Origin of the sequence: Luteimonas sp. S4-F44 (assembly GCF_022637415.1) — a bacterium.
Taxonomy (GTDB): domain Bacteria; phylum Pseudomonadota; class Gammaproteobacteria; order Xanthomonadales; family Xanthomonadaceae; genus Luteimonas.
In genome coordinates this window covers 247246-262480 of the sequence record NZ_CP093340.1, presented here as the reverse complement: position 1 = coordinate 262480, position 15235 = coordinate 247246, and the positions used below count along the sequence as shown (strand labels likewise).

The window sequence follows — 15235 nt, the reverse complement described above, 5'->3', positions numbered from 1 at the left end:
GGCGACCGGCCCGCACGGGCGACGCCGGCATCAGGCCGCCGTCAGCAGCCGCAGGTCGTCGACGAAGCCGGCATAGGCCTGGGCCTGCGCGTCGGGATCGCCCTGGCGCAGCACCCACGACGGATGCACGGTCGCGAAGGCGCGCACGCCATCGTCGCGCGTGCGCCACAGCCCGCGCGCCTCGGTCAGTCGCACGCCCGGCCCGAACACCGCACGCGCCGCCGTCGCGCCCAGACAGACGATGCGCGCGGGCCGCAGCTGCGCGATCTCGGCGCGCAGCCAGCCGTTGCAGGCCTCGATGTGGGCGACATCGGGGCGACGATGCAATCGCCGCTTGCCGCGCGGCTCGAAGCGGAAATGCTTGACCGCATTGGTCAGATAGAGCGAACCACGGTCGATGCCGAGTTCGTCGAGCGCGCGCGAGAACAGCCGGCCCGCCGGCCCGACGAACGGCCGGCCCGACAGATCCTCCTCGTCGCCCGGCTGCTCGCCGACGATCATCGTGCGGGCATCGCCCGGCCCTTCGCCGAACACCGTCTGCGTCGCCGGTTGCCACAGCGGACACCGCCGGCAATCGCGCGCGGCCTCACGCAGCGCATCCAGGCCGTCGGGCGCCGGGGCGGGCGCTGCGGGCGCGGCCGGAATACGCCGACGCGGCGCCTGATGTTCGCGCTCGGCCATCTCGCGCACGCGCACGCCGGCCTCGCGCACCAGCGTCGGCAGCAATGCGGTCTCGGGCAGGTGTTTCCAGTACTTCTGCGGCATCTCGGCGCGCATCATCGTGGTGTTGAGCCGCGCCGGGTTGAAGATGTTGGCGTAGTAGGTGCGCCACAGGTCCTCGCGTGCGTCCTCGGCCGGGGCGTCGGCGCGCGTACCGCCGGCGGCGAAGGCCAGCGTCCGGCCATCCCACAGCGCGCTGCGGTACGGGGTCACGATCGCCCAGCGCATGCCGGCGAAGCGGCGCGCGAAGAACGGCGCGACGCGATCGACGATCCAATGGTCGGGCTCGAACCAGGCAACGTACTCCTCGTCGGCGCCGGGCACGGCGCGGAAGCGCACGAAGGCCTTCATCTTGTGGGTGTCGCGGCGCACCGCCTGGGCCATCGTGCGCGCGCGGTGCACGTCGGGGTCCGCTGCGCGCAGCAGCAGCGCACGCTCGCCCTGCGCGATGCGCCAGAGCATGCGGTACAGGAGGCCATGACGATCGTCGGCGCGATGGCAGAGCACGGCGTCGGCCAGAGCCAAAAAAGCAGACGGAACCTGCGGCGCGCTGCGTTGCGCGGGCAGCGCGGCGAGATCCACGCCGCCCAGCAGCGAGCCCTGCGCGCCGCCGCTCCAATCGAGCTGCTCGGGCGGCAGCCCCGCGCACAGCGCCGCACGCGCCGCGCTGCGCCAGGCGCTGGCGTCCCAGGGCGGGTCGACCGTCGCGGTCACACATGCGTGGGCGGGTGCAGACCTCACGACGGGCGTCAGAACAGGCTCGCCTGGCGCGGTTGCGGAGCCAGCTCGCTGCGCAGGCGGGCGGGATCGTCGAGCCGCTGGCGGGGATGGTGACCAGGCACGACGACGAACGGCATGACTTTCTTCAGCGGCACCCGCAGCCGCGCCAGATCGTCCAGGCGCAGGGCCCCGTGCGGGCGCGCGGCGATGATCCGCTCGACATTGCGCGCACCCAGCCCCGGCACGCGCAGCAGCATCTCGCGCGGTGCGCGGTTGACATCGACCGGGAAACGCGTCGGGTTGCGCAGGGCCCAGGCGAGCTTGGGATCGACGTCGAGGTCGAGCATGCCCGCCTCGGTGCCGTCACCGGCTGGCACGCCCTCGGCGGCAGCTTCGGGCGCGATCTCGTCGACATCGAAGCCGTAGAAGCGCAGCAACCAGTCGGCCTGGTAGAGCCGGTGCTCGCGCAGCAACGGCGGGGCCTGCAGCGGCAGGGTCTTGGCGGCATCGGGAATCGGGCTGAAAGCCGAGTAGTAGACGCGGCGCATGCGGTAGGTGCCGTACATGCGGCTGCTCGATTCGAGGATGCGACGATCGTTGGCGCCGTCGGCACCGACGATCATCTGCGTGCTCTGCCCGGCAGGCGCGAACCGCGGCGCCTTGGCCCGGCGCACGCCCACGGCCTGGCGCTTGGCGCGGCGCGCGTCCTTGTCCTCGTCGATGCGCCACTTGAGCTCGCCCATCGCACCATGGATGCCGGCATGGGTCTTTTCCGGGGCCAGCGCCGACATGCCGGCCTCGGTCGGCAGCTCGATGTTGATGCTGAGCCGGTCGGCGTAGCGGCCGGCCGCGGCAAGCAGTTCGGGCGCGGCGTCAGGGATGGTCTTGAGGTGGATGTAGCCGCCGAAGCGATGGTCCTGCCGCAGGCTGCGCGCAACCTCGACCAGTTGCTCCATCGTGTAGTCGCCGTTGCGGATGATGCCGCTCGACAGGAACAACCCTTCGATGTAGTTGCGCTTGTAGAAATCCAGGGTCAGGTCCACGACCTCCTGAGTCGTGAAGCGCGCGCGGCGCACGTTGCTCGACACGCGATTGACGCAGTAGGCGCAATCGAACACGCAGAAGTTCGTCAGCAGGATCTTGAGCAGCGACACGCAGCGGCCGTCGGGCGTGTACGAGTGGCAGATGCCCATGCCCTCGGTACTGCCGATGCCGCCGGTCTTCGACGAGTCGCGCCGGTTCGCACCGCTCGACGCACAGGAGGCGTCGTACTTGGCGGCGTCGGCGAGCACGGCGAGCTTGTCGGTCAGATTCACCGGCGCACCGTGACAGGTCGAGGTCTCAATCCGTGAGACGGCATCGTCACCGCGCTGAACCGCGGCGGCAGGAGGTCGTGTCCGCCGAGCCAATCGCCGACCTTGCCGCGTCGCGGCGTGCACGACAGCGCGCATTCACATCGTGTGGCCGCCGCGGCCGTTAGCGTGCAGCGCGGGTGGTGTCGATCGACACGACTGCGGCGCGTGCATCCCAGGGGCGGCATCATCGAGCATCGGAACCGACAACCACGGCGCCTTCGCGCCGGTATCGCCGCCGGCGTGGCGCTGAGCGGCCTCGCGCTGGCCGGCTGCGCCGGCCCGCAATCGGCACTCGACCCCGCCGGCCCGGCCGCGGCGCAGATCGCCTTCGGCTGGTGGCTGATGGCCGGCGCGTTCACCGTGGTCTGGGCACTCGTGCTCGCACTGCTGTGGCGTGCGCTGCGCCGCCGTGAGGCCGGCCAGGCATTGCGGCAACCCGAACGCCTGGTGGTGTGGGGCGGTCTGGTGCTGCCGACGCTGGTGCTGACCGCGCTGCTGGTCTACGGCAGCCTGACCAGCGCGCGGGTGACGGGAGTGGGCGCGACACCGGACATGGTCGTCGAGGTCACCGCCCGGCAATGGCAATGGCATTTCCGCTATCGCGATGCCGACGACCGGGTGCTGGGCGAGAGTGTCGACGCCCTGGCGATGCCGCTCGGCCGGATGGTCGAGTTCCGTATCACCAGCGAGGATGTGATCCACAGCTTCTGGGTGCCCCGGCTTGGCGGCAAGATCGATGCAATCCCCGGCCGCGTCAACGTCCTGCGCCTGCGCGCCGATGCCGCAGTACCGATGCGCGGCCAGTGCGCGGAGTTCTGCGGCCTGGAGCACGCGCGCATGCTGTTTCCGGTGCGGGTGATGGCCGCCGAGGCGATGCCCGAATGGCTGGCCGCGCAGCCGCCGGCGCAGGCCCCGGCCGGGCGCGCGCCGCCGCGCCACCGCGCCTCGGAGAATGTGCTGTGAGCGGCGGGCTGGGGCCCGATCCGGTGCTGCCGTCGCCGGGCGATCACCTGCGCCACGCCGAGCGCCTGGCGCTGCTGGAGCGCGTGTGGTCGAACAGGCGCGGCCTGGTCGGCCAGCTGACCGCGGTCAACCACTCGACGATCGCGATGCGCTTCATCGTCACCGGTTTTGCGTTCCTGCTGATCGGCGGCATGCTGTCGATGTTCATCCGGCTGCAACTGGCCTGGCCGGGCCTGCAGGTGCTCGACCCCGAGCGCTATGCGCAGTTCGTGACCATGCACGGCACGACGATGATGTTCCTGTTCGCGGTGCCGATCATGGAAGGCTTCGCGATGTATCTGATCCCGAAGATGCTCGGGTCGCGCGACCTGCCGTTCCCGCGGCTCTCGGCGTTCGGCTGGTGGTGCTATCTGTTCGGCGGGCTGTTCCTGTATTCGAGCTTCCTGTTCGGCAGCGTTCCCGACGGCGGCTGGTTCATGTACACGCCGCTGACCGATGCGACCTACTCGCCGGGCAAGGGTGCGGATTTCTGGCTGATCGGGGTGACGTTCGCCGAGATCGCCGCGGTTACCGCAGCGGTGGAGCTGATCGTGGCGATCCTGATCACGCGCGCGCCGGGCATGGATCTGACCCGCATGCCGGTGTTCGCCTGGGCGGTGCTGGTGACCGCCTTCATGATCGCGTTCGGCTTTCCACCGCTGATCCTGGCCAGCCTACTGCTGGAGATCCAGCGCGCGTTCGATTTCGCGTTCTTCGAGGTCGCGCGTGGCGGCGATCCGCTGCTGTGGCAGCACCTGTTCTGGCTGTTCGGCCATCCCGAGGTCTACATCATCTTCCTGCCGGCCGCCGGCGTGGTGTCGATGGTGGTGCCGACGTTCGCCCGCCGTCCGATCGTGGGCTACACCTGGATCGTGCTGGCGCTGGTGGCGACCGGCTTTCTGAGCTTCGGGCTGTGGGTGCACCACATGTTCGCGGTCGGCATCCCGTTGCTGGCGCTGGCGTTCTTCAGTGCCGCGAGCATGATGGTGGCCATCCCCACCGGCATCCAGGTCTTTGCGTGGATCGCCACGCTGTGGTCGGGCAAGCCGTGGCTGCGCGTGCCGATGCTGCACATCGTCGGCTTCTTCGTGGTGTTCGTCTGCGGCGGGCTGACCGGGGTGATGCTGGCCTTCGTGCCGTTCGACTGGCAGGCGCACGACACCCACTTCGTCGTCGCCCACCTGCATTACGTACTGATTGGCGGGCTGATGTTTCCGATGTTTGCCGGGCTTTATTACTGGCTGCCGCTGGCGAGCGGGCGCATGCCGTCCGAATCGTTGAGCCGCAGCGGCTTCTGGCTGGTGTTCATCGGCATGAACCTGACGTTCCTGCCGATGCACCTGACCGGGCTGGTCGGGTTGCCGCGGCGCGTGGACAGCTATGCGATGGAGCTGGGCGTGCACTGGCTGAATCTGGTGTCGACCGCGGCCGGCTTCGTGCTGGCGGTCGGGGTCATCGCGATCCTGATTGATGTGGCGCTGTGCTTCGTGCTCGGCCGCCGCGCCGAGGCCAATCCCTGGCAGGCCGGCACGCTGGAATGGGCGCTGCCGCGGCCGGTGCCGGCGTACAACGTCGCCTCGGTGCCCGAGGTCGGCGACCGCTACCCACTGTGGCACCGCCCGGCGATCGCCGACGAGGTGACCCGCACCGACGGTCTGCTCGGCGAGGCGCACGACGGGCGCCGCGAGATCCTCGGCACAGGCATTCAATCGGCGCGCCCCGAGCAGGTGATCCGGGTCTCGACCTCGACCTGGTGGCCGCTGCTGGCGGCGCTGTCGATCGGCGTGTTGCTGACCGGCTTCATCACCTCGCAGTACTGGCTGTCGGTGCTAATGCTGGGGCCGCTGCTCGGCGTGTTCCTGGTCTGGGCCTGGACCACCGGCGACCGCCATGCGCCGGCGTCGATCGAGGTCGCACCGGGCCTGACGCTGCCGACGCAGGCGGCGGCGCGCAACGCGCCGGGCTGGTGGGCGCTGGTGGCGACACTGTTGATCGACGGCTCGCTGTTCGCGTCGCTGGTGTTCGCGTATTTCTACCTGTGGCTCAACGCGCCGGCGTGGCCGGCCGGCGGTGCGCAGCTGGCGGCCTGGGCGCCGACGCTCGCCGCATTCGCGGCGCTGATGGTGCCGCTGCTGTCGGCATGGGCCGCGCCGCGCGCGCTGCGCGCCGGACGTCGCGGGACCGCGATCGCCTGGCAAGGCGTCGCCCTCGTCGCCGGTGCCGCCTTCCTCGCGCTGCACCTGCCGGCGATCTGGCAGTCGACCGGCGCGCCGCAGGTCCATGCCTACGCGTCGGTGGTCTGGACGCTGGCCGGCTTCCATGCGGTGCACATCGTTGTGGCGATGCTGATCGGCGGCTTCGTCGCGCTGCGCATCCACCGCGGCCATGTGGACGCCGTGCGCAGCCTGGAGTCGCGCGTGGCCGCCGGCTTCTGGCGTTACGCGGTGGGCCAGGGCGTGGTCGCCTGGGGCGTGCTGCACCTGTTCCCGAGGTGGCTATGACCCGGCCCGAGGGTCGCCTGAGCCTGACCCGCATGGCCGCACCGCTGGCGGTCTGGGCGCTGCATTTCGTCGTCGTCTACAGCCTGCAGGGGCTGGCCTGCGCGCGCGGACTGGGCCGCACGCCGGTCGCGGGGCTCGAGGCCATGACCTGGGCGCTGTGGGCGCTGACACTGCTCGCACTGCTGGGCATCGCATGGTCCGGCCGTGCGGCCTGGCGCGCGCGGCAGGCGGTCGCGCCGACCCGTCCGCCGGGCGACCGCCGCCAGTTCCTGCCCCTGCTGACCGCGCTCGTCGCGCTGGTCGCGGCCATCGGCGTCGTGTTCACCGCGTTGCCGGTCGCGCTGCTGCCCACCTGCGCCTGAGGCGCCCAACGAGACCCCGATGCGCAAGGATCTGAGACAACCCGTTCCCAAGACCCAGAGCCACACGGTCGAGAGCGTGGTGGCGATCGCCAAGCACCCGATCCATCCGATGCTGGTGACCTTCCCGATCGCGTTCCTGTCGATGGTCGTCGTCACCGACGGTCTGTACCTGTGGCTGCGCGTGCCGTTCTGGGCGGAACTGGCGTTCTGGCTCAACGTCGGCGGGCTGGGCTTCGGCGTCCTGGCCGGCATCGTCGGCACGATGGACATGATGTCGATCCGCGTGGTGCGGCGGCACGTCTCGGCCTGGAACCATTTCATCGTCGCGGTGATGGTGCTGGCGATGGCCGCACTCGGCGTGTGGTTGCGCCTGCCCGACCCCGTGGCCGCGGTCTGGCCCTGGGGCCTGTTGTCGTCGGCGGTGATGGCGCTGCTGGTGGCGGTCGCCGGTTGGCTCGGTGGCACGCTGAGCTTTCGCCACGGCGTCGGGGTCTACGGCGACGAGGAAGCGCAGACGCCGAAAGACCGCGATCGGGAGAAGACACCGCCGACGGAGTGACCCCGGCGGCGCGCTCCCAAAAGGCGGGGCACACCGCGCCGCGCAATGACGCATGCGGCGGCGGAGACTGAATACGGCCGTGCGCGTAAAAAGGGCGCTGCGCGCCCTGCGCCGGCCCGGGGGCTGCGATATTCTGCCTGCTCTCGGGGGGAACACGCGGCGCAGGCATGGGGATGGTGGCTCGTTGGGCGGCGGCGGCCTTGCTGTGGGCGTGCGCGACGGTCGCATATGCGCAGGGCTGGACGCTGCAGCGCCTGGATGATCCGACGGCGAGCGCCGATGCGCCCCCGGCGGACACGGCCGGCCCACTGCGCCCCAACCGCCCTGACATGCTGTTCGAGCGCGAACGCGGCGGCGTGTGGTGGAAGCTCACCAGCCGGGTAGCGTTCCCGGCCGACGAGGCGCCCAAGCTGTTGGTGTACACGCCGTTCCTCAACCAGATCGAAGCCTGGCCACCCGGTGCGGACACGCCGTCGCGGCACGGGGTCTACGGCGCGTATGCCGACCACCGCTATTCGCCGCGCGCACTGGTGATCGACCTGCCCGACGGTCTGCGCGCCGGGCAGACGGTGTGGCTGCGGGTGATCGCCAACGGCTCGATCCCGATGCACGTCGACATCGCGCCCCTGGCGCAGGTGCAGCGCGAGGACCTGCGCTATGCCTATCGGCGCGCCTTCAGCCTGGGCGCGACGACGGTGCTGCTGTTGCTGGCCGCCGCGTTCTGGTTGCGCCTGCGCGAGCGCGCACACCTGTACTTCGCCGCGAATCTGATCTGCGTGCTGACCTACCTGCTGGTGCTGGGCGGCGAAGCCCGCGACATCCCGCTGCTGGAGGCTACGTTCGGCAGCTCACTGCAGCCTCAACGCGTGTTGGCCGCGCTCGGCGGTCTGTTCGCAATCCTGTTCCAGGCACGCTATCTCGACGTGGATCGCCATCTGCCGCGGATCGCGATTGTGCTGCGCATCTGTGCGGCGGTGATGGCCGCGATCGCCTGCGGCCATGCGCTGTTCGACAGCCGGCTGTTGTCTTATCTCGGCAATCTCGGGTTGATGGTGTCGTCGGTCATCCTGCTGCTGGTCGCGTGGGTCCAGGCCTGGCGCGGCCAGCGCGAGGCCCGGATCCTGTCGATCGCCTGGCTGCCGCTGCTGGGCTTCTGCATCCTGCGCACGCTCGAACTGATGGGCGCCTGGAACGCGCCGGCGTGGGTGGGCAGCGGCATGGATCTGGGCCTGGCCACGTCCGGCCTGTTGCTGACGCTGGGCCTGGCCGATGCGATGGTCGAGATGCGCCGCGATCGCGACCGCGCCAGCCGGCTGGCGATGATCGACGGGTTGACCGGGCTGTCGAGTCGCAACGCGATCGAGCAACGCCTGGCGCAGGAGATCGCACAGGCGGACGCACGCGCGACGCCGCTGTCGGTCGCGTTCATCGACCTCGACCGGTTCAAGGCCATCAACGACCGCTATGGCCACGCGCTGGGCGACGAATGCCTGCGCATCGTCGCCGCCCGCGCCCGCAACCGCCTGCGCGAACGCGATGCGCTGGGCCGCTACGGCGGCGATGAGCTGCTGGCCGTCCTGCCCGGAACGCCGCTCGCGCAGGCGGAAGCGACCGCGCAGGCGATCTGCACAGCCGTCCGCACCCACCCGCTGTCGGCCGGAGAGCAGACGCTGCCGCTGTCGCTCAGCATCGGCGTGGCCCAGTTCGTGCCCGGCGAGTCGATGGCCGACCTGCTCGCGCGCGCCGACGCCGCGCTGTACGTCAGCAAGACCAGCGGCCGCGACCGCGTCAGCATCGCCCCACCGCCCGCTTCCCTTCCCGCCGCCCACACGGACGCCAGCACATGACCCAGACCCACGCCACGCCGACACCGCCCGCCGCCAGCGAGCAGGACCTGCTGCCCGGAGACATTCTGCTGATGCTCAGCAGCGGCCAGCTGTCCGCGCTGATCGCCTGGTGCGGCGACAGCATCTACAGCCATGCCGCGATCGTCGCCAACCAGGGCGACCTGATCGAAGCCGCCGCCTCGGGCGTGCGCCGGTATCCGCTGGCGCAGCGGCTGGTCGACACCACCGAGATCGTATTGATCGACGCCTACCGCCCACTCGCACACGACGGCAGCGCGCTCGACGACGCCGACCGCGCCAGCGTGCTGGCCAAGGCCGAGTCGATGATCGGCATTCCCTATCCGGTCGATGCGCTGGCGTTTCTGGGCGTGGTCGTCGCGGTCCGCGGCAAGTGGCCGCAGAACTGGCTGGCACGCATCGTCGTACGCGAAGCACTCGACCATCTGATCCAGGACAATCCCAGCCACATGATCTGCAGCGAGGTCGTCTATCGCGCGCTCGCCGAATGCGATGTGCAGCCGGTCGGCCGGCTCGCACCGCGCATCGTGATGACCGGGCCGACGCACCTGCCGTTCCCGAAGATCGATGCCAAGGCGCTGCTCGAAGAGGTCTGGGGCCTGCTGCATCCACAGCGCCAGCAGGCGCTGGCAGCCATCCGCACCCACCTGCAGACCGATCCGAAGGCCGCGACCCCGCCGCTGCAAGGCGCGCCGGCCGACGCCGCATTGCGCGAGCGCGCCAACGCCGTGCGCGAACGGCTGGGCCTGTCGGTGCTGCCGATCACCGCGAGCGTGGACGATGCCGGCGCCTTGCTCGACGAAGCCTCGGCCGAGACGCCTGCCCGGGCGATCCCGCATCCCAATCCGAAGCTGGTGATGCCGCTCGATCTGGCCAGTTCGCCGTCGCATACGCAGATCGGCCGTCTGCTGCAGGCCGACACCCTCCAGTGACGGGCCCCGGTGCGCCCCATATCGGGGTGCACCACCGGCGGCGCGTTGCCGGACGCGTCCGCGTGATCGCTGTCGCGCGCACGTGCTGCGCCGTCAGCGGGACGGTACCGACGCCTGCGGCGGTGGCGGCAGATCGCCGATCGTGCGCGGCTTGGCGCCGGTCAGCGCGGCGATCGACAGCAGCAGCACCAGCGGCACCCAGCCGATCGCACGGTAGAACGTCGGCCCGTGATGGTCGCGGTCCTGGCCCAGTTCGTAGAGCAGCAGGCCGAAGTACAGGTGCAGCAGCACCGCAGCGGCGACGACCACCAGCTTGAGCACCAGCCAGGCGCCGCTGGGGCCGAACGCGATCAACACACCACCGGCGACGATGGTCACCAGCGCGGCCGGCGTCATGACGCGGAAGAACAGCGTATTGGTGACCGGATTCCAGAACGCGGGATCGGCATCGATCTCGCGCCGGTGCCGCGCCACGAACAATCGCGGCAGGAAGAACAGCCCGGAGAACCAGACCGTCATCGCGAGGATGTGCAGCACCTTGAGCCAGAAGTACACCGGCGACTCCGGGACGGGGATACCGACAGCCTAGGCGGTCGCCGGTAAAGCCGACGTGCGCGCGGTCGGCACCGCGTCGATCGCGCATGGCCCACCGCTGCCGCGACATCACCGCTGCTAGGCTTGCCGGCGATGTCGCGCTCGACCCTCCGCTGTCTGCTCCTGCTTGTCGCCTGCGCCGCCACGTCGGCGATCGCCGCCGTGCCCGAGGGGCCGCCGCCCACGCTTGCCAGCGCATGGACGCTGTCGCCTTGGACGCTGCTGCCGCTGTTCGTACTCGCGGCGCTGTACGTGCGCGGGCTGACGCGGCTGTGGCGCCGCGCGGGTATCGGTCGCGGCGTGTCGCGCGGCGAGGCCGGTGCATTCGCAGCCGGGGTGCTCACACTCCTGCTGGCGATGGTCTGGCCGCTGGACGCGTTCGCCGCCTACGCACTGTCGGCGCACGTGGCCCAGCACATGACCCTGCTCGCCCTGGCGCCGCCGCTGTTGCTCGCAGGCCGGCCGTGGTCGCTCGTCGCATCCGCGTTGCCAAGGCGCTGGTCCGCGCGCCTGCACCGCAGCCTGCATCGGCCGTTGTCGGCGCTGGCCACCGCGCTCGCGCCGGCGGCCGTGGTGCATGGCGCCACGATGTGGCTGTGGCACTTGCCGGGTGCGACCTCGGCCGCGCTTGCCGATACGGCACTGCACCGCGCGATGCACGCCAGCTTTCTGATTGCCGGAATCTGGTTCTGGGCGGCGGTGTGGCGGCGGCTGCGCGCACCCGATGCCGGCGCCGTCGGCGGACTCGTCGCGCTGGTGGCGGTGATGATGCAGATGGGCTTTCTCGGCGCGCTGCTGACCTTCGCGCCGCGGCTGCTGTACCCGGTCTACACCGACCGCGCCCTGCTGATCGGCCTCGACCCGCTGCGCGACCAGCAACTGGCCGGGCTGTTGATGTGGGTACCCAGTGGCGTGCCGTACATCGTGGTCGGGCTGTGGCTGGTGGTCGCGCTGCTGCGCCGGATGCGTCACCGCGGCTGAAGCGCAGCTGCGGTGCATAGCGTGCATGCCGCGCGCTCCACATGCCATCGACCGGTGCTCGGGCAGGATCGCCGCTTTCACGTTCCGACGCGGAGGCAAGATGAGGCTGGACTGGCACTACCTGACCGCCGTGGCCTGGCCGCTGGCGGCGGCGTTGCTGCTGGGCCTGATCGTGCATTGGGCGTTGCGTGCGCTGCGCCGCTCTGCGCGCCGCCATGCGCAGGACCATCTGCGCGCGCGCATCGCGCAGGTGGTGGCGACTCCGGCCGCGGTCGCATTGCCGCTGTTGTTTCTGGCGATCGCGCTCGATTACACGCCGCTCGATCCCGATCTGGTGCGGTCGCTGCGGCATGGCCTCGGGATCGGCGGCATGCTGTGTCTGACCTGGCTGCTGGCCCGCGTGGTCGGCGCGGTCGAGGCACGCATCCTGCGCGAGCATCCGGTCGACATCGAGGACAACCTCGCTGCGCGGCGCATCCAGACCCAGACCCGCGTGATCAGCCGGGTCGTGCAGGGCACGGTGATCCTGGTCGGCGTGGCATTGGCGCTGATGACGTTTCCGCAGGTGCGTCAAGTCGGCGCCGCGCTGCTGGCGTCGGCCGGCATCATCGGCCTGGTCGCAGGCATCGCCGCCCAGCCGGTATTCGGCAATCTGATCGCCGGCCTGCAGATCGCGCTGGCCCAGCCGATCCGGCTCGACGACGTGGTCATCGTCGAGGGCGAATGGGGACGCATCGAGGAGATCACCTCCACCTATGTGGTCGTGCGGATCTGGGACGAGCGCCGCCTGGTGGTGCCGTTGCAGTGGTTCATCTCCAACCCGTTCCAGAACTGGACGCGCACCAACGCGCAATTGCTCGGCACTGCCTTCCTGTGGCTCGACCACCGCGCGCCGATCGCGGCGATCCGCGAAGAACTGCAGCGGCTGTGCGAGGCCGACCCGCGCTGGGATCGCCGCGTGTGCGTGACCCAGGTCACCGAGACCGACAAGCACACGATCGAGGTCCGCCTGCTGGTGAGCGCGCGCAACTCGGGCGAGCTGTTCGACCTGCGCTGCGCGGTCCGCGAAGGCATGTTGGCGTTCCTCGCCGCGCATCACCCCGAGGCGCTGCCGCGGTTGCGCAACGATGTCGAGGACGTCGGCGCACAACGGACGCGTCCGCCGCAGCCGGTGCCCGCGCCCGACCTTGCCGATACCCGCTCGCCCGGCGCCGAGACGGTGACCGCCGCCGACCGCGAAGGCGAAGCCGCACGCGAAGCTGCGGCCGCCCCGTTGCCTCCTCCTTCCCCCGACCCCGGAGCCACACCATGAACACCCGTCAACTCGGCCTCGGCGGCCCCGCCGTTTCCGCGATCGGCCTGGGCTGCATGGGCATGAGCGCGTTCTACGGCGGCCGCGAAAGCGACGCCGACGCCATCCGCGTCATCCACCACGCCCTCGATCAGGGCATCACTCTTCTCGACACCGCCGACATGTATGGCCCGCACACCAACGAATCGCTGGTGGGCCGGGCGCTGCAGGGCCGACGCGACGACGCGTTCGTGGCGACCAAGTTCGGCATCCGGCTCAACCCGGACGACCCCCAGGCGCGCAGCGTCGACGGGCGTCCCGAGTATGTGATCGCCGCCTGCGAGGCGAGCCTGTCGCGGCTGGGCATCGAGACGATCGACCTGTACTACCAGCACCGTGTCGATCCGACGGTGCCGATCGAGGACACCGTCGGCGCAATGGCGCGGTTGGTCGAACAGGGCAAGGTCCGCCACCTCGGCCTGTCGGAGGCCTCGGCGCAGACCCTGCGCCGCGCCTGCGCGGTGCATCCGATCACCGCGCTGCAGAGCGAGTACTCGCTGTGGTCGCGCGACCCCGAGACCACCGGCACGCTGGCCGCCTGTCGCGAGCTGGGCGTGGGCTTCGTCGCCTACTCGCCGCTGGGCCGGGGCTTTCTGACCGGCACGATCCGCACCCCCGACGACTTCGAAGCCGACGACTACCGTCGCCGTTCGCCGCGCTTCCAGGGCGAGAACTTCGACCGCAACCTGGCGCTGGTCGAACAGGTGCAGGCGATCGCGCAGGACTATGGGGTCACTCCCGGCCAGCTGGCGCTGGCCTGGGTGCTCGCCCAGGGTGAGGACATCGTGCCGATCCCCGGCACCAAGCGTCTGGCGTTCCTCGACGAGAACATCGCCGCGCTCGCCATCGGGCTGACCGACGACGACCTGGCGCGCATCGACGCGATCTTCCCGCCCGATGCCGCCGCCGGCACGCGCTACCCGCAGGCGGGTATGGCCGCGCTCGGCCGCTGAGGGCACTGGATTGCCGTCGCGCCACGGAAATGCCGCGGGAATTTGACGCCTCGCGAACGCGCCCGCGCGCACCGTCGCGTGACGGCATCGCCCCGACGCCCGCGCCAACGCGGCGTCGGGCGTTCCTGATTTCAAGGAGATGCCGCACGGCCGGCCGTCCAGGTGGACGGCGCACCCCGCACACGGGTGTCCCGACGGCCGTTCCACGGGCACCGCCTACGGTGCGCCGCCGCCATCGCCGCCCGACGGCGAGGAGACCGCGATGCACGACCGCAAAGACGATATTCCCGGCACCTCGGAAATGAAGGCCTTCGGCGAAGAACTGCTGGCCACGGGTGCGCGCTACATCGACGCCGGCAGACGCTGGCTGAGCGAGAGGAGAGACCAGATGGCATCCCGAGACGGCGACGCGGGTCGCCACGGCCCGCACGGGGGGCGCCGCGCCTACCGCGACGCGCCCTATCGCGGCGAGGACCGCGGCGGCGACGCCGGGTACGACGATCCAGCGGCAGCGCAACACCACGACTGGCACCGCCAGCAGGGCCCGCGCAGTCACCACGATGCGTCCGGCCATCCCGACGACGCGCGCGGCAGCGGTCGCGCCTACGGTGCGGGCGGCGGCCGCGGCGATCTGCGCGACGGCGACGACCGCCTGTCGGACTGGGGCCATCGCAGCCCGCACTGGTTCAACGACGTCGACCACCTGGGCGGCGCGCCCGATTTCGCGCATTTCGGGGCCTACGACCGCGAGGGCCGTGTCGGCCGAGCGACTCCGCGTGGCGAGGCTGCGCGCGCGCCGGAACGCGGCTGGCGCGGCGTGGGCCCGAAGGGCTATGTCCGCTCCGATGCGCGGATCACCGAAGACATCTGCGAACGGCTCACCCACAGCGACGAGATCGATGCACGCGAGGTCTCGGTGCGTGTCCACGACGGCGTCGTGACGCTCGAAGGTCACGTCGAGCAGCGCTGGACCAAGCACCGCATCGAGGACATCGCCGAGGGCTGCGCGGGCGTCAAGGACGTCGAAAACCGTATCCGCGTGCGCGACGCAGGGCGCTGGCAGTCCGAAAGCGGCACGGCCTCGGCCCACTCGGGCGGCGATGCGTCGGGCAGTGCCACCTCGACCGGCGCATCGACCTACGTGCCCCCCGCCTCCGGCCCCGGCGCGGTCGGGCCGCTGTCGACCGCCGCGCGCCAACACGACACCGGCCAGGGCGCCGGCGACCTGGCGTCCGGCGCGCAACGTGGTGCCGGCGCGTCGTCACCAGGCGACGCGGGCACGCGCTGAGGTCCTCGCGGGGGCTCACGCCGCCCCGGCCTCGCGGTCCGCGCCGCATTCA

Annotated in this window: 13 protein-coding genes; 10 read left to right on the top strand and 3 right to left on the bottom strand. The window is 70.9% G+C overall.

The genetic code is table 11. The features are described from left to right. Positions 1–30 precede the first annotated feature (30 nt). Positions 31–1434: a UdgX family uracil-DNA binding protein gene (locus MNO14_RS01195; RefSeq protein WP_241946223.1), complete on the bottom strand. Its 1404-nt coding sequence runs from the start codon at positions 1432–1434 to the stop codon at positions 31–33. Positions 1435–1469: 35 nt separating this feature from the next. Beyond that, positions 1470–2756: a putative DNA modification/repair radical SAM protein gene (locus tag MNO14_RS01190; protein ID WP_241944997.1), complete on the bottom strand. Its 1287-nt coding sequence runs from the start codon at positions 2754–2756 to the stop codon at positions 1470–1472. A 279-nt stretch (positions 2757–3035) separates the two neighbouring features. Here MNO14_RS01190 and MNO14_RS01185 point away from each other — a divergent pair, with 279 nt between their 5' ends. The 6 genes from MNO14_RS01185 (at position 3036) to MNO14_RS01160 (ending at position 10016) form a co-directional block, all read left to right on the top strand. Continuing rightward, complete coding sequence (locus tag MNO14_RS01185) at positions 3036–3758, top strand: cytochrome c oxidase subunit II (RefSeq protein WP_241944996.1); 723 nt, start codon at positions 3036–3038, stop codon at positions 3756–3758. Then, positions 3755–6298: a cytochrome c oxidase subunit I gene (gene ctaD / locus MNO14_RS01180; RefSeq protein WP_241944995.1), complete on the top strand. Its 2544-nt coding sequence runs from the start codon at positions 3755–3757 to the stop codon at positions 6296–6298. The genes MNO14_RS01185 and ctaD overlap by 4 nt, the downstream gene beginning before the upstream one ends. Then, the gene (locus tag MNO14_RS01175; protein WP_241944994.1) at positions 6295–6660 is read left to right on the top strand and encodes a hypothetical protein; all 366 of its coding nucleotides are present in this window, start codon (positions 6295–6297) and stop codon (positions 6658–6660) included. Before ctaD ends, MNO14_RS01175 begins: the two co-directional genes overlap by 4 nt. Before the next feature lie 19 nt (positions 6661–6679). Continuing rightward, positions 6680–7219 carry a DUF2231 domain-containing protein gene (locus MNO14_RS01170; protein ID WP_241944993.1) on the top strand — a complete coding sequence of 180 codons (540 nt, stop codon included), beginning with the start codon at positions 6680–6682 and terminating at the stop codon, positions 7217–7219. A 173-nt stretch (positions 7220–7392) separates the two neighbouring features. Further along, a complete protein-coding gene (locus tag MNO14_RS01165) occupies positions 7393–9066 on the top strand; it encodes a diguanylate cyclase (protein WP_241944992.1) in 1674 nt (557 codons plus the stop codon). Next, positions 9063–10016: a hypothetical protein gene (locus tag MNO14_RS01160; RefSeq protein ID WP_241944991.1), complete on the top strand. Its 954-nt coding sequence runs from the start codon at positions 9063–9065 to the stop codon at positions 10014–10016. The genes MNO14_RS01165 and MNO14_RS01160 overlap by 4 nt, the downstream gene beginning before the upstream one ends. 93 nt (positions 10017–10109) lie before the next feature. Here MNO14_RS01160 and MNO14_RS01155 read toward each other — a convergent pair whose 3' ends face one another. Then, positions 10110–10571: a CopD family protein gene (locus MNO14_RS01155; RefSeq protein ID WP_241944990.1), complete on the bottom strand. Its 462-nt coding sequence runs from the start codon at positions 10569–10571 to the stop codon at positions 10110–10112. 132 nt (positions 10572–10703) lie between these two features. On the opposite strand from MNO14_RS01155, the gene MNO14_RS01150 reads away from it, so the two are divergent. The 4 genes from MNO14_RS01150 (at position 10704) to MNO14_RS01135 (ending at position 15183) form a co-directional block, all read left to right on the top strand. Further along, positions 10704–11591, top strand: a complete 888-nt coding sequence (locus MNO14_RS01150) for a cytochrome c oxidase assembly protein (RefSeq protein WP_241944989.1) — start codon at positions 10704–10706, stop codon at positions 11589–11591. A 100-nt stretch (positions 11592–11691) separates the two neighbouring features. Continuing rightward, on the top strand, positions 11692–12903 hold the full coding sequence (locus tag MNO14_RS01145) for a mechanosensitive ion channel domain-containing protein (RefSeq protein WP_241944988.1): 1212 nt from the start codon (positions 11692–11694) through the stop codon (positions 12901–12903). Then, entirely contained in the window at positions 12900–13895 is a 996-nt protein-coding gene (locus MNO14_RS01140) for an aldo/keto reductase (protein ID WP_241944987.1), read from the top strand. Before MNO14_RS01145 ends, MNO14_RS01140 begins: the two co-directional genes overlap by 4 nt. A 262-nt stretch (positions 13896–14157) precedes the next feature. Continuing rightward, on the top strand, positions 14158–15183 hold the full coding sequence (locus MNO14_RS01135) for a BON domain-containing protein (RefSeq protein ID WP_241944986.1): 1026 nt from the start codon (positions 14158–14160) through the stop codon (positions 15181–15183). The last annotated feature ends 52 nt before the right edge of the window (positions 15184–15235 follow it).

Excerpts from the sequence above, each read along its gene's own strand:
- MNO14_RS01175 (WP_241944994.1), top strand. The coding sequence starts at position 6,295 with ATGACCCGGCCCGAGGGTCGCCTGAGCCTGACCCGCATGGCCGCACCG.
- MNO14_RS01170 (WP_241944993.1), top strand. The coding sequence starts at position 6,680 with ATGCGCAAGGATCTGAGACAACCCGTTCCCAAGACCCAGAGCCACACG.
- MNO14_RS01165 (WP_241944992.1), top strand. The coding sequence starts at position 7,393 with ATGGTGGCTCGTTGGGCGGCGGCGGCCTTGCTGTGGGCGTGCGCGACG.
- MNO14_RS01160 (WP_241944991.1), top strand. The coding sequence starts at position 9,063 with ATGACCCAGACCCACGCCACGCCGACACCGCCCGCCGCCAGCGAGCAG.
- MNO14_RS01150 (WP_241944989.1), top strand. The coding sequence starts at position 10,704 with ATGTCGCGCTCGACCCTCCGCTGTCTGCTCCTGCTTGTCGCCTGCGCC.
- MNO14_RS01145 (WP_241944988.1), top strand. The coding sequence starts at position 11,692 with ATGAGGCTGGACTGGCACTACCTGACCGCCGTGGCCTGGCCGCTGGCG.
- MNO14_RS01140 (WP_241944987.1), top strand. The coding sequence starts at position 12,900 with ATGAACACCCGTCAACTCGGCCTCGGCGGCCCCGCCGTTTCCGCGATC.
- MNO14_RS01135 (WP_241944986.1), top strand. The coding sequence starts at position 14,158 with ATGCACGACCGCAAAGACGATATTCCCGGCACCTCGGAAATGAAGGCC.